This window comes from Erwinia sp. Eh17-17 (assembly GCF_039675725.1).
GTDB lineage: Bacteria > Pseudomonadota > Gammaproteobacteria > Enterobacterales > Enterobacteriaceae > Erwinia.
Genome location: NZ_JBDFQT010000007.1, coordinates 50,586 through 70,836, shown reverse-complemented (window position 1 = coordinate 70,836; position 20,251 = coordinate 50,586). Strand labels below are relative to the sequence as shown.

Annotated in this window: 21 protein-coding genes; 12 read left to right on the top strand and 9 right to left on the bottom strand. The window is 56.3% G+C overall.

What is annotated here, in order from left to right; genetic code table 11:
- Positions 1-26 precede the first annotated feature (26 nt).
- The gene (gene speB / locus ABEH87_RS17060) at positions 27-947 is read right to left on the bottom strand and encodes an agmatinase (RefSeq protein WP_346578027.1); all 921 of its coding nucleotides are present in this window, start codon (positions 945-947) and stop codon (positions 27-29) included.
- A 107-nt stretch (positions 948-1,054) separates the two neighbouring features.
- Positions 1,055-3,031: a biosynthetic arginine decarboxylase gene (speA, locus tag ABEH87_RS17055; RefSeq protein ID WP_346578025.1), complete on the bottom strand. Its 1,977-nt coding sequence runs from the start codon at positions 3,029-3,031 to the stop codon at positions 1,055-1,057.
- Between the two features lie 788 nt (positions 3,032-3,819).
- Between speA and metK the strand changes: the two genes are divergently transcribed.
- Both metK and ABEH87_RS17045 read left to right on the top strand, forming a co-directional pair.
- Positions 3,820-4,974: a methionine adenosyltransferase gene (gene metK / locus ABEH87_RS17050; protein WP_346578023.1), complete on the top strand. Its 1,155-nt coding sequence runs from the start codon at positions 3,820-3,822 to the stop codon at positions 4,972-4,974.
- A gap of 378 nt (positions 4,975-5,352) precedes the next feature.
- A complete protein-coding gene (locus ABEH87_RS17045; RefSeq protein WP_346578022.1) occupies positions 5,353-6,750 on the top strand; it encodes a sugar porter family MFS transporter in 1,398 nt (465 codons plus the stop codon).
- A gap of 62 nt (positions 6,751-6,812) precedes the next feature.
- Here the strand turns inward: ABEH87_RS17045 and ABEH87_RS17040 are convergent, their stop codons facing one another.
- From ABEH87_RS17040 to ABEH87_RS17030, 3 genes are all read right to left on the bottom strand, one after another.
- The gene (locus ABEH87_RS17040) at positions 6,813-7,289 is read right to left on the bottom strand and encodes a heme-binding protein (RefSeq protein ID WP_346578020.1); all 477 of its coding nucleotides are present in this window, start codon (positions 7,287-7,289) and stop codon (positions 6,813-6,815) included.
- Positions 7,290-7,359: 70 nt separating this feature from the next.
- Positions 7,360-8,013, bottom strand: a complete 654-nt coding sequence (locus ABEH87_RS17035) for a response regulator (RefSeq protein WP_346578018.1) — start codon at positions 8,011-8,013, stop codon at positions 7,360-7,362.
- Complete coding sequence (locus ABEH87_RS17030) at positions 8,010-9,353, bottom strand: ATP-binding protein (RefSeq protein WP_346578016.1); 1,344 nt, start codon at positions 9,351-9,353, stop codon at positions 8,010-8,012. The genes ABEH87_RS17035 and ABEH87_RS17030 overlap by 4 nt, the downstream gene beginning before the upstream one ends.
- Positions 9,354-9,476: 123 nt before the next feature.
- Between ABEH87_RS17030 and ABEH87_RS17025 the strand changes: the two genes are divergently transcribed.
- From ABEH87_RS17025 to ruvX, 6 genes are all read left to right on the top strand, one after another.
- Positions 9,477-9,989 carry a SprT family zinc-dependent metalloprotease gene (locus tag ABEH87_RS17025; RefSeq protein ID WP_346578014.1) on the top strand — a complete coding sequence of 171 codons (513 nt, stop codon included), beginning with the start codon at positions 9,477-9,479 and terminating at the stop codon, positions 9,987-9,989.
- A gap of 122 nt (positions 9,990-10,111) precedes the next feature.
- Positions 10,112-10,825, top strand: coding sequence for a deoxyribonuclease I (gene endA, locus ABEH87_RS17020; protein ID WP_346578012.1), 714 nt, complete (start codon positions 10,112-10,114; stop codon positions 10,823-10,825).
- 52 nt (positions 10,826-10,877) lie between these two features.
- The gene (gene rsmE, locus ABEH87_RS17015) at positions 10,878-11,609 is read left to right on the top strand and encodes a 16S rRNA (uracil(1498)-N(3))-methyltransferase (protein ID WP_346578010.1); all 732 of its coding nucleotides are present in this window, start codon (positions 10,878-10,880) and stop codon (positions 11,607-11,609) included.
- A gap of 66 nt (positions 11,610-11,675) precedes the next feature.
- Positions 11,676-12,620: a glutathione synthase gene (gshB, locus tag ABEH87_RS17010; RefSeq protein WP_346578008.1), complete on the top strand. Its 945-nt coding sequence runs from the start codon at positions 11,676-11,678 to the stop codon at positions 12,618-12,620.
- A gap of 91 nt (positions 12,621-12,711) precedes the next feature.
- Complete coding sequence (locus ABEH87_RS17005) at positions 12,712-13,275, top strand: YqgE/AlgH family protein (protein ID WP_346578006.1); 564 nt, start codon at positions 12,712-12,714, stop codon at positions 13,273-13,275.
- A complete protein-coding gene (gene ruvX, locus ABEH87_RS17000) occupies positions 13,276-13,698 on the top strand; it encodes a Holliday junction resolvase RuvX (RefSeq protein WP_346578004.1) in 423 nt (140 codons plus the stop codon). It begins immediately after the preceding gene.
- A 66-nt stretch (positions 13,699-13,764) separates the two neighbouring features.
- Here the strand turns inward: ruvX and ABEH87_RS16995 are convergent, their stop codons facing one another.
- The gene (locus tag ABEH87_RS16995; RefSeq protein ID WP_346578002.1) at positions 13,765-14,775 is read right to left on the bottom strand and encodes a type IV pilus twitching motility protein PilT; all 1,011 of its coding nucleotides are present in this window, start codon (positions 14,773-14,775) and stop codon (positions 13,765-13,767) included.
- A gap of 15 nt (positions 14,776-14,790) precedes the next feature.
- On the opposite strand from ABEH87_RS16995, the gene ABEH87_RS16990 reads away from it, so the two are divergent.
- The 4 genes from ABEH87_RS16990 to hemW all read left to right on the top strand — a co-directional run bounded on the left by ABEH87_RS16990 (position 14,791) and on the right by hemW (position 17,946).
- A complete protein-coding gene (locus ABEH87_RS16990; protein ID WP_346578000.1) occupies positions 14,791-15,504 on the top strand; it encodes a YggS family pyridoxal phosphate-dependent enzyme in 714 nt (237 codons plus the stop codon).
- An 8-nt stretch (positions 15,505-15,512) separates the two neighbouring features.
- Positions 15,513-16,052, top strand: coding sequence for a YggT family protein (locus tag ABEH87_RS16985; RefSeq protein WP_346577998.1), 540 nt, complete (start codon positions 15,513-15,515; stop codon positions 16,050-16,052).
- A 171-nt stretch (positions 16,053-16,223) separates the two neighbouring features.
- On the top strand, positions 16,224-16,817 hold the full coding sequence (rdgB, locus tag ABEH87_RS16980) for an RdgB/HAM1 family non-canonical purine NTP pyrophosphatase (protein WP_346577996.1): 594 nt from the start codon (positions 16,224-16,226) through the stop codon (positions 16,815-16,817).
- The gene (gene hemW, locus ABEH87_RS16975) at positions 16,810-17,946 is read left to right on the top strand and encodes a radical SAM family heme chaperone HemW (protein ID WP_346577994.1); all 1,137 of its coding nucleotides are present in this window, start codon (positions 16,810-16,812) and stop codon (positions 17,944-17,946) included. Before rdgB ends, hemW begins: the two co-directional genes overlap by 8 nt.
- Before the next feature lie 264 nt (positions 17,947-18,210).
- Here hemW and ABEH87_RS16970 read toward each other — a convergent pair whose 3' ends face one another.
- The 3 genes from ABEH87_RS16970 to trmB all read right to left on the bottom strand — a co-directional run bounded on the left by ABEH87_RS16970 (position 18,211) and on the right by trmB (position 20,120).
- Positions 18,211-18,927, bottom strand: a complete 717-nt coding sequence (locus ABEH87_RS16970) for a DUF2884 domain-containing protein (protein ID WP_346577992.1) — start codon at positions 18,925-18,927, stop codon at positions 18,211-18,213.
- A gap of 147 nt (positions 18,928-19,074) precedes the next feature.
- A complete protein-coding gene (locus tag ABEH87_RS16965; RefSeq protein WP_346577991.1) occupies positions 19,075-19,401 on the bottom strand; it encodes a YggL family protein in 327 nt (108 codons plus the stop codon).
- The gene (gene trmB, locus ABEH87_RS16960) at positions 19,401-20,120 is read right to left on the bottom strand and encodes a tRNA (guanosine(46)-N7)-methyltransferase TrmB (protein ID WP_346577989.1); all 720 of its coding nucleotides are present in this window, start codon (positions 20,118-20,120) and stop codon (positions 19,401-19,403) included. Before trmB ends, ABEH87_RS16965 begins: the two co-directional genes overlap by 1 nt.
- Positions 20,121-20,251: the final 131 nt, after the last annotated feature.

The window sequence follows — 20,251 nt, the reverse complement described above, 5'->3', positions numbered from 1 at the left end:
AAATGATCGGCCCCTACAACAGGCAATTATCCTTTATTGGCCGCCTGAACGTGCAGCATGTCCAGCGCCAGGCTGGCAGCAGCCAGCGCGGTAATATCGGACTGATCGTAGCCGGGAGCCACTTCCACCAGATCCATACCGACGATATTCATCCCCTGCAGGCCACGCACCAGCTTGCTGGCTTTGTCGCTGGTCAGGCCGCCGATGACCGGTGTGCCGGTACCTGGCGCATGAGCCGGATCCAGACAGTCAATATCAAAGGTCAGATAGACCGGCAGGTCACCGACAATCTGCTTCACCTGAGCGAGGATGTCATCCACGCTGCGGTCATTGACCTGCGCCGCGTCCAGCACGTTAAAGCCAAGCGACTTATCAAATTCGGTGCGAATACCAATCTGCACCGAGTGCTCCGGCGAGATCAGCCCCTCTTTCGGTGCCGTGTAGAACATGGTGCCGTGGTCAAAGGTCGGTCCGTTCGAATAGGTATCGGTGTGCGCATCAAAATGCACCAGCGCCATCTTGCCAAAGGTTTTAGCATGAGCGCGCAGCAGCGGCAGTGTGATGTAGTGGTCACCGCCGAAGGTCAGCATACGCTTGCCGCTGGCCAGCAGCTTTTCAGCGTGCGCCTGCAACTTGTCGCTCAGATCCTGTGAATCACCAAACGCGTAAACCAGGTCGCCGCAGTCAATCACGTTCAGACGCTCACGCAGATTGAACTCCCACGGCCAGCGGCAGCCTTCCCACGCCAGGTTAGTGGAAATCTGACGGATAGCGCCAGGGCCCAGGCGGCTGCCAGGACGGCCGGAGGTGGCGGCATCAAAAGGGATTCCGGTGATCACCCATTCTGCATCGCTGTCGTAAGGCTGGAAATTGACCGGAAAACGCATAAAACCAAAGGCGTTAGACACCAGCGAGTTATCGTACTGGTTACCCAGGGTGTTATTCATAGCAACTCCTTTCTGACTGACAAAAAAAGATGAAAAAAAATCCCCACCGCGTCGTTAAGCCCGACGAGGAAGGGATTGATTAGAAAGTCTGGTCACTGCGGCCAGATTTATTCGTCTTCTAAATACGTGTAGCCATACAGGCCCGCTTCAAACTCTTCCAGGAACTGCGCGCGCAGTTCTTCATCCAGATCGCTCTGTTTGATCTGGTTACGGAAGTGGGTCAGTAGCTCTGCCGGGTTCAGCTGCACATACTCCAGCATATCGGCCACGGTATCCCCTTCGTCAGACAGCTGTACTTCCACGCTGCCGTCAGGGAAGGCAAATACGTCAACTGCTTCGGTATCACCGAACAGGTTGTGCATGTTGCCAAGAATTTCCTGGTATGCACCCACCATAAAGAAGCCCAGCATCGGCGGGTTATCGATATCGTATTCCGGCATCGGCATGGTGGTGGCAATACCGTCACCGTCAATGTAGTGATCGATGGTGCCGTCGGAATCACAGGTAATATCCAGCAGCACGGCGCGGCGCTCAGGGACCTGATTCAGACCTTCCAGCGGCATCACCGGGAACAGCTGATCGATACCCCAGGCATCCGGCATTGACTGGAACAGCGAGAAGTTGACGTAAATCTTATCCGCCATACGTTCCTGCAGTTCGTCGATAATCGGACGGTGCGCACGGTTGCTCGGATCAAGATGCTGCTGAATATAGTGGCAGATGCTGAGATAAAGCTGCTCGGCCCAGGCGCGCTGCGTCAGGTCATAGGTACCCTGTGAGTAGCCGGTGTGGATATCGAACAGATCCATCTGGCTGTCATGCAGCCATTCACGCAGCGAACGGCGATTACTCGGTTCGTGCATCTCCTGCCAGGTGTCCCACATGCTGACAATCGGGCGCGGCGAATCTTCCAGCGGCGGCTGAGGCTCACTGAATTCGTTGCGCTCTACGCCAATGATATTGGACACCAGCACGGTATGGTGCGCGGTCACGGCACGGCCCGATTCAGTGATCACCGTCGGATGCGGCAGGTCGTGCTCGTCGCACGCATCCCCGATCGCCCAGATCACGTTGTTGGCATATTCGTTCAGGCCATAGTTTACGGAGCAGTCGCTCTGTGAACGCGTCCCTTCATAGTCCACGCCCAGACCGCCGCCGACGTCGAAGCACTGGATATTCACGCCCAGCTTCGCCAGTTCGACGTAAAAGCGCGCCGACTCACGCACCCCGGTGGCGATATCACGGATGTTCGCCATCTGGGAGCCCAGGTGGAAGTGCAGCAGTTGCAGGCTTTCCATCCGGCCCGCTTCACGCATGATCTCTACCAGCTTCAGGACCTGAGTCGCAGACAGACCGAATTTAGACTTTTCGCCGCCGCTCGACTGCCATTTACCCGACCCCTGAGACGCCAGACGCGCGCGGATACCCAGACGCGGCACCACGTTAAGGCGCTCAGCCTCTTCCAGCACCAGCTTCACTTCAGTCATCTTTTCCAGCACCAGATAGACCTTATGGCCCATCTTCTCGCCGATTAGCGCGAGGCGGATATATTCACGGTCTTTATAGCCGTTACAGACGATCACCGAACGGGTCATCCCCGCATGGGCCAGAACGGCCATCAGCTCCGCTTTAGAACCGGCTTCCAGCCCCAGCGGTTCACCGGAGTTGATCAGCGACTCAATCACGCGCTTATGCTGGTTGACCTTAATCGGGTACACCAGGAAGTAGTCACCGCGATAGCCGTAAGATTCTCGCGCACGTTTAAACGCGGCGTTAATCGAACGCAGACGGTGCTGCAAAATCTGTGGGAAGCAGAACAGGGCTGGCAGACGCTGGCCTTCGGCCTCGCGCTCTTTAACCAGTTTGGCGAGGTCAACACGGGCTTCCGGAACATCCGGATCGGGGCAGACGCTGATATGGCCCAGCTCGTTGACGTCGTAGTAGTTGTTACCCCACCAGGCAATGTTGTAGGTGCGCAGCATTTTGCTGGCATCCAGATCGCTCATTGCGACCTCCTGCATGGAGCGTAGTACACCCTGTTCGCCTGCTGACGAACCCTTAATTGTCTTCATGTCGTCAGACATCGCGAACCTCAAATTGTAATGACGCAAAACAGCATTCCACCACAGGCGTTTCCTGCAGCAATAACCCATCGACCGCGAGTTTGCTCAGCCCGGCAGGCTGAAGCGGCGCGAAAATCGGCTTCTGAAGTATAACATTGTAAGACACGTCGCGGACTCCGTATAACGGGTCAGAGAACCAGTGAGTACAACTCTCAGTAAATTCTGAGAGAACCGCTGTGAGTATAGAAAGTTTAACCGGCGCGGGTGTCGGGATTATTACCGACGCACCGAAAACTTCGGCTCAGATGGCAAGGAGTGGTACTGAATGAGGGGGTACTGAACACGCCCGAATGGCGTAATTGACCGGATGAAACAACATCATGGTTCATTACAGCTATCACCTCCACACACACCAATAAGGCGCATGGAAAAACCAGAAACTGAGGGTGAAGGCCAGCACGAGAGTGTCGTCGCTGACGGGCATTTGCCGCACCGGCTGATGATAGCCATAGGGGCAACGGCGTTTTATACAGCTCTGAAGGGGTAAATGCAAAATCTAAATGTGCTAAATGTGTGCTCTGTCAGGATATCTTGCCACTTTTTACAATACTTAAAACATTAGTCAGCAAAAAACGCTGGCAATCCGCTTAATGAGTAACCTAAAATAGACGTCCAGATGTTAATCCGTCTATACTGGTTAACTTCTAAGCGTCCTGTATTACTGCTCATGGCTTTGCCTCCGGGCTGGTTTCCAGTCTTCGCGCTATGCAGTCGATTTTTAACCCGTTAGAGTCAAGGTAAAGAATAAAATGGCTAAACACCTTTTTACATCCGAGTCCGTATCAGAAGGACATCCTGATAAAATCGCCGACCAGATTTCCGATGCGGTGCTTGATGCCATCCTCGAGCAGGATCCGAAAGCGCGTGTGGCCTGTGAAACCTATGTGAAGACCGGTATGGTGCTGGTCGGCGGTGAAATCACCACCAGCGCATGGGTTGATATCGAAGAGATCACGCGCCAGACCGTGCGTGACATCGGCTATGTTCATTCCGATATGGGCTTTGATGCCAATTCCTGTGCCGTACTGAGTGCCATTGGCAAGCAGTCTCCTGACATCAACCAGGGCGTTGACCGTATTGACCCGCTGGAACAGGGCGCGGGCGACCAGGGCCTGATGTTTGGCTATGCGACCAACGAAACTGACGTGCTGATGCCAGCCCCGATCACTTACGCACACCGTCTGGTACAGCGCCAGGCCGAAGTACGTAAAAGCGGTAGCCTGCCGTGGCTGCGCCCGGATGCAAAAAGCCAGATCACCTTCCAGTACGACAACGGTAAAATCGTCGGTATTGATGCGGTGGTGCTGTCAACTCAGCACTCTGAGGACATCTCGCAGAAAGATCTGCAGGAAGCGGTAATGGAAGAGATCCTCAAGCCGGTACTGCCGACGGAGTGGATCAACGCTAACACCAAATACCACATCAACCCGACCGGCCGTTTTGTTATCGGTGGTCCAATGGGTGACTGTGGTCTGACCGGGCGTAAAATCATCGTTGATACCTACGGCGGCATGGCGCGTCACGGCGGCGGTGCCTTCTCCGGTAAGGATCCGTCAAAAGTTGACCGTTCTGCGGCCTACGCTGCGCGTTACGTGGCGAAAAACATCGTGGCGGCTGGCCTCGCCGACCGTTGCGAAATCCAGGTTTCATACGCGATTGGCGTGGCAGAGCCAACGTCCATTATGGTGGAAACCTTCGGTACAGAGAAAATCTCTACTGAACAGCTGACGCTGCTGGTGCGCGAGTTCTTCGACCTGCGCCCTTACGGTCTGATCCAGATGCTGGACCTGCTGCACCCAATCTACCGTGAAACGGCAGCATACGGTCACTTTGGTCGCGAACATTTCCCATGGGAAAAAACCGACAAAGCCGAACTGCTGCGTGATGCTGCCGGCCTGAAATAATTTTTAGCCTGCCGCACCAGGGCACCTCAGGGTGCCCTTTTTCATGCCTGCAGAAACCTGAAGCAACAATAAAAATGATAGCGATTACACAAAATAAAACGTTGTTTTTCATCACATTGAAATTAAACCTGTTTTCCACCTAATCCTAAAATGCGCTATTTTCAGCGTTGTCTGATAGTGGTTCAGGGTTAAAATAGTTAAAGCTATAAACTGCTATGAGTTACTGGTTACAAAGCGTAACAGCGGGATAAAAAGTGTTTATCACAAATTTCTGATGTGTAATCGATTACACCAGCGTGATCTGAAGCACAGTCTGCTGCGACAGGGTTTCCTGACATCTATAACAACAACAAGCGGTACTACTTAATGGAGGCAACCATGCCTGATAATAAAAAACGGAGCCGGACATCGAACAAGGCCATGACCCTGTTCGTCTGTTTCCTTGCAGCACTGGCGGGCCTGCTATTCGGCCTGGATATCGGCGTGATCGCCGGCGCGCTGCCTTTCATCGCGAAAGACTTCAGCGTTACCCCGCACCAGCAGGAGTGGATTGTCAGCTCAATGATGTTTGGTGCCGCCATCGGTGCCGTCGGCAGCGGCTGGATGTCCTCTTACCTCGGACGTAAAAAGAGCCTGATGATCGGTGCCGTGCTGTTCGTTATCGGTTCCCTGTGGTCGGCCTTCTCGCCTAACCCGGAAATGCTGATCGTTGCCCGCGTCCTGCTCGGCCTGGCGGTGGGTGTGGCCTCTTACACGGCCCCACTTTATCTGTCTGAGATTGCCCCGGAGAAAATCCGCGGCAGCATGATCTCGCTGTATCAGCTGATGATCACCATCGGTATTCTGGGTGCTTATCTGTCGGATACCGCGTTCAGCTACACCGGCGAATGGCGCTGGATGCTGGGTGTGATCACCATCCCTGCCCTGCTGCTGCTGGTCGGCGTGTTCTTCCTGCCGAACAGCCCACGCTGGCTGGCGGCGAAGGGCGACTTCCGCAGCGCGCAGCGGGTACTCGACCGCCTGCGTGACACCAGTGAACAGGCGAAACGTGAGCTGGATGAAATTCGTGAAAGCCTGAAAATCAAACAGTCCGGCTGGTCGCTGTTTAAAGACAACAGCAACTTCCGTCGTGCCGTTTACCTCGGCGTACTGTTGCAGGTAATGCAGCAGTTCACCGGTATGAACGTCATCATGTATTACGCACCGAAAATCTTTGAGATTGCCGGGTTCACTAATACCACCCAGCAGATGTGGGGGACGGTGATTGTGGGCCTGGTTAACGTACTGGCGACCTTTATCGCTATCGGTCTGGTGGATCGCTGGGGTCGTAAGCCAACGCTAATCCTCGGCTTTATCGTAATGGCTGCCGGGATGGGCGTGCTGGGTACCATGCTACATATGGGAATTCACTCGCAAAGCGCGCAGTACTTCGCGGTCGCCATGCTGCTGATGTTTATCATTGGTTTTGCGATGAGTGCCGGTCCGCTGATCTGGGTGCTGTGCTCAGAGATCCAGCCGCTGAAAGGGCGTGATTTCGGGATTACCGTCTCGACTGCAACCAACTGGATTGCCAACATGATAGTCGGGGCGACCTTCCTGACCATGCTGAACACCCTTGGCAACGCTAACACCTTCTGGGTGTACGCCGCGCTGAACCTGTTCTTCATCGTACTGACGCTGTGGCTGATCCCGGAAACCAAAAACGTTTCTCTGGAACACATCGAGCGTAATCTGTTAGGCGGTAAAAAACTGCGTAATATCGGTCAGCGTAACTAAGCAATGACCTCTCGTCGGTACGGGGCCCCCGTACCGACGTTCTTCAGAATCATCCCCAGCCGTTACTTCGACGTCATCCCTTTTAACGCCGCTTCGGCACACTGCTGATCCAGCTGACCGCCGGGTGCCCCACCCACGCCAATCGCACCGATCACCTGTTCGCCTGCTTTCACCGGAACACCGCCTGCCAGCAGCAGGAAACCGGGAATATCACGCATATTCTCCGCGCCTTTATTCGCCTGTGCCGCTTCCATCACCTTACTGGTCGGATTTTTCGTCGACAGCGCGGTATACGCCTTCATCTGGCTGGCTTCAACGGTGTGGGGACCCGCATTATCCATACGCTGCACGGCCAGGGTGATTCCAGCGCGATCCACAACCGTCACACTGACGTTATAGCCGCTGGCAGAACAGGACTGAATGGTCGCCTGGGCCAGCTGATTGGCCTGGGTCAGTGTCAGATTCTGCACGTCAGCCGGTGCCGCCAGTGCAGAGAAAGAAGCCAGCGTCAGGGACGCGGTAAGCAGAATATTTTTCATGGCAAAACCTCGGAAAGTACGTAGAAGACAGGAAGTACTTTAACCAGAGGCTGACTGCGCCGATATTCGGTTAATTACGATGTGCACCAGGTAAAACTACCTGGTTCTGACGCAGAAAGTTAAGCATTTCAACCTCTTTCACCAGCTGCGCCAGCGAAGAAATATCCAGTTTGCTGAAAATATTGGCCCGATGTGCCTCAACGGTGCGCGGCGACAGCCCCAGCGCCTGAGCAATTTCCTTATTGGCCAGACCGGCCACGATCTGCTGCATCACTTCCGCTTCGCGTTCTGACAGCAGGCTGAACTTACCTGCCAGCTCACGCTGCTGCTGGCTGAGGTGATAGCGCTTTTCAAACTGACTGAAGGCCGCACTGACGGTTTCAATCAGCAAGCCGGCATCCACCGGTTTGGTGAGAAACTCAAACGCGCCGCTCTTGAACGCCCGGCGGCAGGTTTCAATATTGCCGTGCCCGGTCATCAGGATCACCGGTAACAGCACCGACTGCTGCTGTAACTCATCCAGCAGCGTCAGCCCGGTTTTCCCCGGCATACGGATATCCAGCAGAATGCAGCCGTGCAGCTCCCCCCTGCTCTGCTGCAACGCAATAAACTCGCCGGCGCTGGCAAAGGCAGCCACCGGCCAGCCCATGGTTTGCAACAGTACGGTAAACGACTCGCGAATGGCGCTGTCGTCGTCAATCAGCCAGACCGTTAAGGTCGTCATACTGCCTCCATCGGTAGCCAGAGCGTAAAGCAGGCGCCCCCCTCTGGGTGATTGGCGGCCTCAATCCGGCCATTCATCTTCAGCGTCAGGGTTTCTGCCAGCGTCATTCCCAGACCAACCCCTTCCGCACGCGTGGTAAAAAATGGAATAAATACGTGGCTGAGCGCCTGTTCAGACAGCCCTGGCCCACCGTCGCTGACTTCAATTTTCAGCTCATCGCCAGCGCGGCTGACTGCCACGCTGACCCAGGGCTTTGCCCGCCCCTGCTGCGCCTGGATGGCGTTACTCAGCAGGTTATGAAATATCTGCTCCAGCCAGAGCGGCACGGCCACCAGCGCAGGCAGCGGGCTGGGGAAATGACAGACCACTTTTACCTCTGACTCCCGCAGTTCGCGGTCCAGCAGCATCTCCACCCGCCGCCAGATCTGACGAATATCTACCGGCTTACGTTCAGCAGGGTGATTTTGCAGGTTGTCACGCCAGGCCTGCAACAGCGATGAAATTCGCCGCACCTGCAACACGGAAGCCTCCAGCACGGCGGGAATACGCTCGTACTGCTGCATCTCCAGCAGGCGCAGCGCGCTCTGGTTGTAGCTCATCACTGCGCTCAGCGGCTGATTCAACTCATGGGCCATCCCTGCCGTGACTTCATTCATAGTATCCATACGCGTCAGCTCAAAAAAATGCACCCGCAGATCCGCGACCTTACGCCGGTGATTCTGCTGTATCACCTTCCTCACAGTGAGGATCGCTACCGCCCACATCAGCGTCAGTGCGGCCACCAGATCCCAGGAGAGCAGATGCCACGGCCGGGTGCTGCTGGCCGTCAGGATAAACGGCTGGGAAGGACTGTTCAGCTCGCGCGACCAGTGCCAGCGTGCGTTTTCTGCAGGCGTGCCTGACTGGTATAGCGTCTGCCCTTCCCACATCAGCTGCACCTGCTGAAACCCGGCCAGCTGCGGCAGAGAATTTATCAGCAGGCGGGCATCAATTAATAAACGCACATGACGGAAAGAATTATTCAGCCAGTACTGCCCGTGACCGGCCAGCGTCACCTGCCCTGCCGGAGGAGTTGTCACAGGCAGCGGGGCCAGACGGACGATCTGCGGGAATTTTTTCTGCATTAGCACGAATCCGTCACCGTTATTCAGTAGCGGCATCAGCGCATCATGCTGCGCCAGAGACTTCATCAGGCTGGCCGCGATTTGCTCGAACTCTGCGGTTTTCAGGCTGAACTGTTCGTTTAGCTGAGCGCGGATCAACACCCCCGCCGACAGTGCAGAAAGCAATAACCAGATCAGCAGAAGATGGAATTTCTCACGCAAGGCAATCGTGTCCATAGTGGTGTCAGTTCAGGGTGCGTAATCTATCATCGTTTAAACCTTAGTCTATAACGTTGTAAAACCGCACGACGCTAAGCCGATAACTTGAATTGCCGGGAGACGGCCCGTATTCTTGCCTGCATGAAACCCCAAAGACTCCCCATCGCCCTGCAACAGGCTGTCATGCGCCAGCTGCGGGAGAAATTACAGCAGGCTAACCTGAAGCTGGAGCGTAACTATCCGGAACCCGCGCTGGTGTATCAGCAGCGCGGCACTGCGGCGGGCACCGCCTGGCTGCAACGCTGGGAAATCCGTCTGAATCCGGTGCTGCTGATGGAGAATCAGCAGGCCTTTATTGACGAGGTGGTCCCGCACGAGCTGGCACATCTGCTGGTGTGGAAACACTTTGGCCACGTTGCCCCGCACGGCAAAGAGTGGAAGTGGATGATGGAAAGCGTGCTCGGCGTGCCGGCCCATCGCACCCACCAGTTTGAAGTGGAATCCGTGCGCAGCCGGGCCTTTCCCTATTTCTGCCGCTGCCAGCAGCATCAGCTGACCGTCAGACGCCACAACCGCATCGTGCGCGGCGAAAGCGAGTATCGCTGCCTGCACTGTGGCGATATCCTGCGCGCCGGTGACTTCCAGAAATCCTAAAAAACGGCGGATGTGACTGAAAACCAGCCAATTCCAGCCCCGTTTTTTGTCGCTTATTCGTTATATCCCCTATATCTGTTACTCTCCGTCGCCTCTTTCATGGATTACAGATTTTCTGGAATATGTCTCGCAAAATTCTGGCCGCTACCGGCCTTGCTCTGTTGTTACCCGCCGTTTTCGCCCATGCTCTCAGCCGGGATAATTATCACCAGAACAGTTTCAGCCAGGCAAAAGCCTACTCGGTGCGCATCAACGATGGCGCACCCGGCACGTTTTACTGCGGCTGTAAAATTCACTGGCAGGGGAAAAAGGGCATACCCGACCTCACGTCCTGCGGCTACCAGGTGCGTAAAAATGCCAACCGCGCCAGCCGTATTGAGTGGGAGCATGTGGTTCCGGCATGGAGCTTCGGCCATCAGCGCCAGTGCTGGCAAAACGGCGGCCGAAAGAACTGTGCCAAAGATGAAGGCTACCGCCGCATGGAAACCGACCTGCATAACCTGCAACCGTCCATCGGCGAAGTGAACGGCGATCGCGGTAACTTTATGTACAGCCAGTGGAACGGCGGTGAATCGCAGTACGGCCAGTGTGCGATGAAAGTCGATTTCAAAAATAAACTCGCTGAGCCACCGGCGCGTGCGCGCGGTGCTATCGCCCGCACCTGGTTCTATATGCGTGACCAGTATCAGCTGACCCTGTCAAAACAGCAGACCCAGCTGATGACGGCGTGGAACAGACAGTACCCGGTGACCGCATGGGAATGTGAACGTGACCAGCGCATTGCCCGCGCACAGGGAAATCACAACCCGTATGTACAGCAGGCTTGCCAGCAGTAAAATCACTGACCTACACTGCACGGCAAACGTCTATTTATTTAACAGGATTTCCATGCGTATACCCCGCATTTACCACCCGGAACCGTTAGAAAACGGCAGCGAGACGTCCCTGAGCGATGAAGCGGCTAACCATGTTGGCCGCGTACTGCGAATGGTGCCGGGCCAGACCCTGGAATTGTTCGATGGCACAAATCTGACTTTTAGCGCCGAGATTATTCAGGCCGATAAAAAAAATGTGCGCGTCAGAATCACGTCAAGCCGCGCCGACAGCCGCGAGTCCCCGCTTCACCTTCACCTGGGCCAGGTGATGTCGCGAGGGGAAAAGATGGAATTTACCATCCAGAAAGCCGTCGAACTGGGAGTAAATATCATTACCCCCTTGTTTTCTGAGCGCTGCGGCGTAAAGCTGGATGCAGAACGCCTGGCGAAAAAAATCCAGCAGTGGCAGAAAATCGCCATTGCCGCCTGTGAGCAGTGCGGACGTAACGTTGTGCCGGAAGTGCGGGCAGCAATGGCACTTGACGCCTGGTGTGCTGAGCAGGATAGCGGGTTAAGATTAAACCTCCATCCACGGGCTGAACACAGTATTAATACGCTGCCGCTGCCAGTTGAGCGCGTCCGGCTGCTGATTGGCCCGGAAGGGGGACTGACGTCCGATGAGATCGCTATGACCGCACAGCATGGGTTCACCGACATTTTGCTCGGTCCGCGCGTGCTGCGTACCGAAACCACTGCCCTGACGGCAATGACTGCCCTGCAGGTGCGTTTTGGCGACCTGGGCTAACTTTTTGACACTATTCCGCATAGCTTGAGCTTGATCAACAACAAGACAGCTCAATTTGGAGACACAATGATTAAGCTTGGCATCGTGATGGATCCCATCACTTCTATCAATATTAAGAAAGACAGCAGCTTCGCGATGTTGCTGGAAGCACAGCGCCGCGGCTACGAACTTCACTACATGGAGATGAACGATCTCTATCTGCGCGGCGGTGAAGGGCGTGCCCGCACCCGTCTGTTAAGCGTTGAGCAGAACCCAGACAAGTGGTTCGACTTCGGCAGCGAACAGGATATTGCCCTGTCCGATCTGAACGTGGTACTGATGCGTAAGGATCCGCCGTTCGATACCGAATTTATCTACGCGACCTACATCCTTGAACGCGCAGAAGAGAAAGGCACGCTGATCGTCAACAAACCGCAGAGCCTGCGCGACTGTAACGAAAAGCTGTTTACCGCCTGGTTTGCGGAACTGACCCCGGACACGCTGGTCACGCGCAACGCCAGCCAGATCCGCGAGTTCTGGCAGCAGCACGGCGATATTATTCTGAAACCGCTCGACGGCATGGGCGGTGCATCGATCTTCCGCGTCAAGAAAGAAGACCCGAATCTGTCAGTCATCATCGAAACACTGACCAGCCACGGCGAGTTCTACTGCATGGCGCAGAACTTTATTCCCGGCATCAAAGACGGTGATAAGCGCGTGCTGGTGGTGGACGGTGAGCCGGTGCCTTACTGCCTGGCGCGTATTCCAAAATCGGGTGAAACCCGCGGTAACCTGGCCGCCGGTGGGCGTGGAGAAGCCCGCGCCCTGACTGAAAGCGACTGGGAAATTGCCCGCCGCGTAGGCCCAATCCTGAAAGAGAAGGGGCTGATCTTTGTCGGTCTGGATATTATTGGCGACAAGCTGACGGAAATTAATGTGACCAGCCCAACCTGCGTTCGTGAGATCGAAGCCGCATTCCCGATTTCTATCACCGGTATGTTGATGGATGCGATCGAAAAACGCCTGGCCTGATTGTTGTGGTGGAGCAGGAAAGCTCCACCGCTCACCCCTTAACGCTCGCGGCTCTCTGTGCGGGCGTTAATCAGATGACAGAACTCTAAGTATGAATTTACAGCATCATTTTTTGATTGCCATGCCTGGATTGCAGGATCCGCTGTTCAAACGTTCAGTGGTCTATATCTGCGAGCATAATGCTGATGGTGCGATGGGGCTGATTGTCAATAAACCGATGGATAACCTGACGGTCGACGGCATTCTCACCAAACTGAAGATTTCACCGACTCCGCGTGAACCCGACGCCAGACTGGATAAGCCGGTATTCTCCGGTGGCCCGCTGGCGGAAGATCGCGGTTTTATACTGCACTCCGCACAGCGCACCTTTACTTCCAGTATTCGCGTGTCTGACAACACGGTGATCACCACCTCCCGTGATGTGCTTGAAACGCTGGGTACCCCGGAACAGCCGGAGCAGGTGCTGGTTGCGCTCGGCTACTGCGCGTGGGAAAAAGATCAGCTGGAAAACGAGCTGCTGGAAAATGCCTGGCTGACCACCAGCGCCAACAGCAATATCCTGTTCCGTACCCCGATTGCCGACCGCTGGCGCGAAGCGGCAAAAAGTATCGGTGTGGACATCCACAATATCGCCAGTGAAGCAGGACACGCTTAGATGAGCAGTATGACCATGTTGTCCTTCGACTTCGGGACGAAAAGTATCGGCGTGGCGATTGGCCAGCAGCTGACGGGTACCGCCCGTCCGCTGACGGCGCTGAAGGCGAATGACGGCGTCCCTGACTGGAACAAGATAGAAGCGCTGCTGAAAGAGTGGCAGCCGGACCGCGTTGTTGTCGGGCTGCCGCTGAATATGGACGGCAGCGAACAGCCGCTGACGGTGCGGGCACGTAAATTCGCCAATCGCCTGCACGGCCGTTTTGGCGTGCAGATTGAGCTGCACGATGAGCGCCTGAGCACCGTCGAAGCGCGGGCTGAGCTATTCGAACGCGGCGGTTTTCGCGCCCTGAGCAAAGGCAGCGTCGACTCACTCTCTGCGGTGATTATTCTGGAAAGCTGGTTCGAGAACCATTATTCGTAAAAGACCGACACGGGCCGATCGAAAAAATGATCGGCCCCTACCGTAGTGGCTGACCTTCTTTTCCGGTCAGCCAGTTCTTTTCCGGTCAGCCAGCAGCCCCACTCTCTGCCGTTCCGCCAGGCTCTGCTCAAAGGTCTGCATTCCAAGCGAGCTGCCGGTCTGTAACAGCGCAGGCAGCTGATGGGTTTTCCCCTCGCGGATCAGGTTAGCCACCGCCGGGCAGTTGACCAGCACCTCAAACAGCGCCACCCGGCCGGACGTCGCGGCGACCAGACGCTGGGCAATCACCGCCTGCAAACTGCCCGCCAGCTGGCTGCGTACCAGATTCTTTTCATTGCCCGGAAACACATCCACCAGCCGCTCTATCGCCTGTGCGGCCCCCCTTGTATGCAGCGTTGCCAGCACCAGGTGCCCCGTTTCGGCAGCGGTCAGCGCCAGCTGAATCGTCGCGGCATCGCGCAGTTCTCCCAGCAGGATAACATCGGGGTCTTCCCGCAGCGCCGCGCGCAGCCCGTCGCCAAAGTGAGTAAAATGCTGCCCTTTTTCACGCTGCTGGATCAGCGAATGAACGCTGTGGTGCAGATACTCCACCGGGTCTTCCAGGGTCAGAATATGCCGCTGCTGCCGCTGGTTCATCTCGTCGATCATCGCCGCCAGCGTGGTGGATTTCCCGCTGCCGGTGGCCCCGGTTATCAGCATCAGCCCCTCGCGGCGCTGCAACAGCGAGTCAGCCACCGCAGGCAGGTGCAGCGACGCCAGCGCCGGGCAGTGGCGGGCAATCAGGCGCAGCGCCAGCGACAGGCCGAGTCGCTGACGAAAAAGACTGGCGCGCAGGCGCACCCCGTCCGCCATCGTCAGGGCAAAATCCACCTGCCCCTCCAGTGCCAGCGTCTGATGCTGGGCGGGCGTCAGCCAGCGAATGGCAAAGCTTTCCAGCCACTCGTTTTGCATTTCCGGCTGTCCTTCAATCGGTGCCAGGCGGCCATCACAGCGCCAGAATGGAGAATGACCACTGCAAAGGTGCAGATCGCTGGCATTATGCTTTACACTAGAGGCCACAATGTCTTCAATATCCATATTTTTTCCCTGACTATGACTTCGATTGAGCACAACTTACAGCAAGTCCACCAGCGGATCTCAGCGGCGGCGGCACAGTGCGGGCGCGATCCACAAGAGATTGAGCTGCTTGCAGTGAGCAAAACCAAACCTGCGAGCGCGGTCGAGGAAGCGGTCGCTGCCGGGCAGCGCAGCTTTGGTGAAAACTACGTGCAGGAAGGCGTGGATAAAATCCAGCTGCTGGCAAATCCGGCACTGACCTGGCACTTTATCGGTCCGCTGCAATCTAACAAAAGCCGCCTGGTGGCGGAGAATTTTGACTGGTGTCATACCGTTGACCGTCTGCGCATTGCCAGCCGTCTTAACGAACAGCGCCCTGAGGCTCTGCCGCCGCTCAACGTTCTGATCCAGATAAACATCAGCGATGAACAGAGCAAGTCCGGCATTGCCCTCGCCGATCTGCCTGCGCTGGCGCAGCAAATAGCCGCGCTGCCGCGTCTCAGGCTGCGTGGATTAATGGCGATCCCCGCGCCAGAAGCCGACTACGCCCGTCAGCTGGCGGTGTGTCAGCAGATGGCGAAAGCCTTTAAGCAGTTACAGGGCGATTACCCCGGCGTGGATACGCTTTCGCTGGGAATGAGCGATGATATGGACGCCGCCATTGCGGCAGGCAGTACCCTGGTGCGCATCGGCACCGCTATTTTCGGCGCGCGCGACTACGGTCACGCCGCCGCTCATCACAACAACTGAGGAACTCCATGCTAGCGTTGATCTTTCTGGTCACAACGGTGATTGCGATCTACATCAAAGTGTTGTTACTGCGCGTCTGGATGCAGTGGGCACGATGTGACTTCTACAACCCGTTTTCACAGTTTGTGGTGAAAATCACCCAACCGATCGTTAAACCCGTGCGCCGCATCATCCCGTCTATCGGGCCGGTGGACACCGCCTCCCTGCTGCTGGCCTATATCGTCAGCGTGCTGCTGGGGCCGGTAACGCTACGCCTGTTTGTGCCGGACCCGATTTTCCTCTATCTGGGGCTGGTGATTCTGGTAAAAGCAGCGGGCATGCTGGTGTTCTGGGTCATTATCGTCCGTTCACTGATGAGCTGGGTAAGCCAGGGGCGCAACCCGGTGGATTACGTGCTGATCCAGCTGACTGAGCCGCTGATGGCCCCGGTGCGCCGTATTATTCCGGCGATGGGTGGCATCGACTTCTCGGCGATGGCGGTGATTCTGGTGCTGTATATGCTGAATTTCTTAGGATTAGAGTACATTCCAGGCTGGGCACAGTTTTGATCTGACCCTCGCCTTTTACACCGCAGAGGCGTTGATTGCACTCGTGAACCCCGGTCACTGACTACAGTAAGCGCCTGGGGTTCACTCACTGACCGCCTTCCTGCCACGCAGGATCCCCGGTGATATCCGCGCATGTCTCTCTATATCAATAATTTTCGCTCTGGATTAAATATGCAAAAAGTTGTACTCGCCACCGGCAACCCCGGCAAGGTTCGCGAACTGGCCGACCTGCTGGCCGCGTTTGGCCTGGATATTGTGGCGCAAACGGAACTGGGCGTGGAGTCTGCCGACGAAACCGGCCTGACGTTTATCGAAAATGCCATTCTCAAGGCGCGCCATGCGGCGGCGATTACCGGTTTACCGGCGATTGCCGATGACTCCGGTCTGGCGGTGGATGCCCTCGGCGGTGCGCCGGGGATCTACTCGGCGCGCTATGCGGGCGAGGATGCCAGCGACCAGCAGAATCTGGACAAGCTGCTGGCAGCGCTGGAACCGGTAGCCGATGACGAACGTCAGGCACAGTTCCACTGCGTGCTGGTTTACCTGCGCCACGCGGAAGATCCGACGCCGCTGGTGTTCCACGGCAGCTGGGCGGGCGAAATCACCCGCTCGGCCGCAGGGGTGGGTGGCTTCGGCTACGATCCGATCTTCTACGTTCCGGCCCTGGGCAAAACCGCCGCAGAGCTGAGCAAAGCAGAGAAACAGGCGGTTTCGCACCGTGGCCAGGCGCTCAGCCTGCTGTTGAGTGCCATGAAGCATGGTTAATCTTCCTCCGCTCAGCCTGTACATCCATATTCCGTGGTGCGTGCAGAAGTGTCCGTACTGCGATTTCAACTCCCACGCGTTGAAAGGCGAGGTGCCGCACCAAGAGTACGTGCAGCACCTGCTGAACGACCTGGAGATCGACCTGCCGCTGACCTCCGGGCGTGAAGTCAGCACCATCTTTATCGGTGGCGGTACGCCGAGCCTGTTAAGCAGTGAAGCGATGCAGATGCTGCTCGACGGCGTTCGCGCCCGCCTGCCGCTGTCTGCGGAGGCTGAAATCACCATGGAAGCCAATCCGGGCGCCGTCGAAGCAGAGCGCTTCAGCGGCTACCAGCGCGCCGGGATTAACCGTATCTCTATTGGTGTGCAAAGTTTCAGTGCAGCCAAACTGGAGCGTCTGGGGCGCATTCACGGCCCGGAAGAGGCAAAGCGGGCGGCACGGCTGGCGGAAAGCCTCGGGCTGCGCAGTTTTAACCTCGACCTGATGCACGGCCTGCCTGACCAGTCGCTGGAAGAGGCACTTGACGATCTGCGCCAGGCGATTGCACTCAATCCGCCGCATCTGTCGTGGTATCAGCTGACTATCGAGCCGAACACGCTGTTCGCCTCGCGGCCGCCGCGTCTGCCTGATGAAGATGACCTGTGGGATATTTTCGAGCAGGGTGACGCGCTGCTGACTGCAGCAGGCTACCAGCAGTATGAGACGTCCGCCTATGCCAAACCCGGCTATCGCTGCGAGCACAACCTCAACTACTGGCGCTTTGGCGATTATCTGGGCATTGGCTGCGGCGCGCACGGTAAACTGACCCAGCCGGACGGCAGCATTATCCGCACGGCGAAAACGAAGCATCCACGTGGATTTATGGCCGGAAAATATCTGGATAAACGCCATGAAGTGGCCGACGCGGAGAAGCCGTTTGAGTTCTTTATGAACCGTTTTCGCCTGCTGGAAGCCGCACCGCGTGAGGAATATACGCGCTACACCGGCCTGCCGGAAAGCACCATCCGCGCACAGCTGGATGAGGCCATCGCTAAAGGTTATCTGACGGAAAGCGCCGCAGAATGGCAGATTACGGAGAAGGGGAAGCTGTTCCTGAATTCGCTGCTGGAGCTGTTCCTGGCAGAATAATGCTGCTCGGGCGACCGGAAAAAATGGTCTGCATCACGCCTCGGGAAATCATCGGCACGGGGCGACCGGAAAAAATGGTCTTCATCACGCCTCGGGAAATCATCGGCACGGGGCGACCGGAAAAAATGGTCTTCATCACGCCTCGGGAAATCATCGGCACGGGGCGACCGGAAAAAATGGTCGCCCCCTACGGAATGGATTTTAATGGATTTCACGTAGGGGCTGACCTTCTTTTTCGGTCAGCCCGCAATCCCAACCGAAACATTATTTCAATCCGGCGATCAACGCTTTACGCTGCCCTTCCAGGGTGGTCACACGATTACAGACTTCATGCCCGAAGTTCTGGAAATCCTGCTCCTGATTGCTCCACTCGGCCTGAATTGCCTGCTGTAAGCCCCCCAGATTGCCCATAATCGCCTGCAGCGGATTATCGCTACTGCCCGACGATTTGCTGCCCATCTCGTTCAGGCTGTCCTGCACCACTCCGCCCATCGCATTCTGTACCAGACGTTCCCCGTCCTGACGTACCTGCTCAACGGCTTTGTGATGGAAGGTTAACCCGTCGCTACGCTTTTCGATTATCCGGTTCATCTGCTGCTTCAGCTGCCCGTCAAGCGAGGTTAGACGCTGACGCACGTTGCTGTTCTGCCCCAGTTTCTCAACGATCACCCGGTCCAGCGCCACGCGCCCTTTTTCCAGGCGCTGTTTAGCACCGTCATCAATCCACGGCAAATCGCGACGCAGTGCCGTCTGATAGTCGATGGCTTTCTGGCGGGTGGCATCATCAATATTCGCCACCTTGCCATTACGCTGTACATCGCCCACCGGAGAGATGGTCAGATGGCCACTGGCCCCCACCACTTCGACCTGGTTCGGGCTGATGACGATATCGTCCTGAGGATTAACGCTGCACTGATAATCTGCCTGTGCCTGACCTGCGGCCAGCAGCAGTAAGGCCCCGCTGAAAAGTGCTTTACGCATAAATCGTCTCCTTGATATGAAAAAGGGGCAACCAGAAAATGGTCGCCCCCTTATATGGTCACGCCGGAGGGCCGACCGAAAAAAGATCGGCCCCTACAGCGATCGCGTCACTTTCGTAGGGTCTGACCTTCTGTTCCGGTCAGACCGTCAGTCCCACCAGACGTCAAAAAGTTCGGTCACTTTTACGTCGTTAAGCTTACGCGCTTCCAGCCAGTTTTTAACCAGCTCGCGATGCTCATCGGTACATTTACCGATTTTCTGCAGGCAGATCAGACCTTCCCACTGCAGATAGCCGCTGCCATCAAAGGCCAGACCGTTCGGATCAATGACTTCATTGATCAGCGCATCAACGGTGCTGTCGATAGTTTCTTCGTCAGTGCCTTCCGGGAAGGTAAAGCCCACGGAGAAGCCTAACTCCTGGAACTCATCGATATGCATTTTCTTACGAAGACGACGACTGCGTTGTGTAGCCATTATTTAACCCTCTCAAACATCAGATCCCATACACCGTGGCCAAGACGCTGACCACGCTGCTCAAATTTCGTTAACGGCCGTGACTCCGGGCGCGGCACCCAGTTTCCGGCTTCCGACTGGTTTTTATACCCGTCGATACTGCTCATAACTTCCAGCATGTGCTCCGCGTAGGCTTCCCAGTCGGTCGCCATATGGAATACACCGCCCAGCTTCAGTTTGCGCTGCACCAGCTCGGCAAACGGCACCTGCACGATACGGCGTTTATTATGGCGCGCTTTATGCCACGGATCCGGGAAGAACAGCTGCACCATACGCAGCGAATTATCCGGGATCATCCTGTTCAGCACTTCCACTGCATCGTGGCACATCACGCGCAGGTTACTGACGCCGGCCTCTTCCGCCGTCGCCAGGCAGGCACCCACGCCCGGTGAATGCACTTCAATCCCCAGGAAGTTCTGGTGTGGATTACTGGCAGCCATCGCCACCAGCGAAGCGCCCATACCAAAGCCGATTTCCAGCACCAGCGGTGCATCACGGCCAAACAGAGCGGTTAAATCGACCGGTTCCGGCTGATACTCAACGCCCATCACCGGCCACAGCGTATCCAGCGCCTGCTGCTGACCTTTGGTCAGGCGGCCCTGGCGACGTACAAAGCTGCGGATCCGGCGCAGTGCGCGGCCATTTTCGTCAAATTCCGGTGAGATAACATCGTTTTTCATGATTCTGCCTGCGGCTGTGCACTGTAGAAAGCGGGCATTATGCCTTCAGGAAGTGAAAACATAAAGACCGCCCTGTTAAGGGTTGTCTGAGTCACTGGCTAGCAGTATAGCGGCTGCTAACAATCCGGCGA

Bases quoted from the DNA above. Each gene is read 5' to 3' on its own strand.
- trmB (WP_346577989.1), bottom strand. From the start codon at position 20,120: ATGAAAAACGATGTTATCTCACCGGAATTTGACGAAAATGGCCGCGCA.
- ABEH87_RS17030 (WP_346578016.1), bottom strand. From the start codon at position 9,353: ATGGACACGATTGCCTTGCGTGAGAAATTCCATCTTCTGCTGATCTGG.
- ABEH87_RS16990 (WP_346578000.1), top strand. From the start codon at position 14,791: ATGACTTCGATTGAGCACAACTTACAGCAAGTCCACCAGCGGATCTCA.
- speB (WP_346578027.1), bottom strand. From the start codon at position 947: ATGAATAACACCCTGGGTAACCAGTACGATAACTCGCTGGTGTCTAAC.
- ABEH87_RS17035 (WP_346578018.1), bottom strand. From the start codon at position 8,013: ATGACGACCTTAACGGTCTGGCTGATTGACGACGACAGCGCCATTCGC.
- rdgB (WP_346577996.1), top strand. From the start codon at position 16,224: ATGCAAAAAGTTGTACTCGCCACCGGCAACCCCGGCAAGGTTCGCGAA.
- ruvX (WP_346578004.1), top strand. From the start codon at position 13,276: ATGAGCAGTATGACCATGTTGTCCTTCGACTTCGGGACGAAAAGTATC.
- ABEH87_RS17005 (WP_346578006.1), top strand. From the start codon at position 12,712: ATGAATTTACAGCATCATTTTTTGATTGCCATGCCTGGATTGCAGGAT.
- ABEH87_RS16965 (WP_346577991.1), bottom strand. From the start codon at position 19,401: ATGGCTACACAACGCAGTCGTCGTCTTCGTAAGAAAATGCATATCGAT.
- speA (WP_346578025.1), bottom strand. From the start codon at position 3,031: ATGTCTGACGACATGAAGACAATTAAGGGTTCGTCAGCAGGCGAACAG.
- ABEH87_RS16985 (WP_346577998.1), top strand. From the start codon at position 15,513: ATGCTAGCGTTGATCTTTCTGGTCACAACGGTGATTGCGATCTACATC.
- ABEH87_RS17040 (WP_346578020.1), bottom strand. From the start codon at position 7,289: ATGAAAAATATTCTGCTTACCGCGTCCCTGACGCTGGCTTCTTTCTCT.
- metK (WP_346578023.1), top strand. From the start codon at position 3,820: ATGGCTAAACACCTTTTTACATCCGAGTCCGTATCAGAAGGACATCCT.
- rsmE (WP_346578010.1), top strand. From the start codon at position 10,878: ATGCGTATACCCCGCATTTACCACCCGGAACCGTTAGAAAACGGCAGC.
- ABEH87_RS16970 (WP_346577992.1), bottom strand. From the start codon at position 18,927: ATGCGTAAAGCACTTTTCAGCGGGGCCTTACTGCTGCTGGCCGCAGGT.
- ABEH87_RS17025 (WP_346578014.1), top strand. From the start codon at position 9,477: ATGAAACCCCAAAGACTCCCCATCGCCCTGCAACAGGCTGTCATGCGC.
- hemW (WP_346577994.1), top strand. From the start codon at position 16,810: ATGGTTAATCTTCCTCCGCTCAGCCTGTACATCCATATTCCGTGGTGC.
- gshB (WP_346578008.1), top strand. From the start codon at position 11,676: ATGATTAAGCTTGGCATCGTGATGGATCCCATCACTTCTATCAATATT.
- ABEH87_RS17045 (WP_346578022.1), top strand. From the start codon at position 5,353: ATGCCTGATAATAAAAAACGGAGCCGGACATCGAACAAGGCCATGACC.
- endA (WP_346578012.1), top strand. From the start codon at position 10,112: ATGTCTCGCAAAATTCTGGCCGCTACCGGCCTTGCTCTGTTGTTACCC.
- ABEH87_RS16995 (WP_346578002.1), bottom strand. From the start codon at position 14,775: ATGGATATTGAAGACATTGTGGCCTCTAGTGTAAAGCATAATGCCAGC.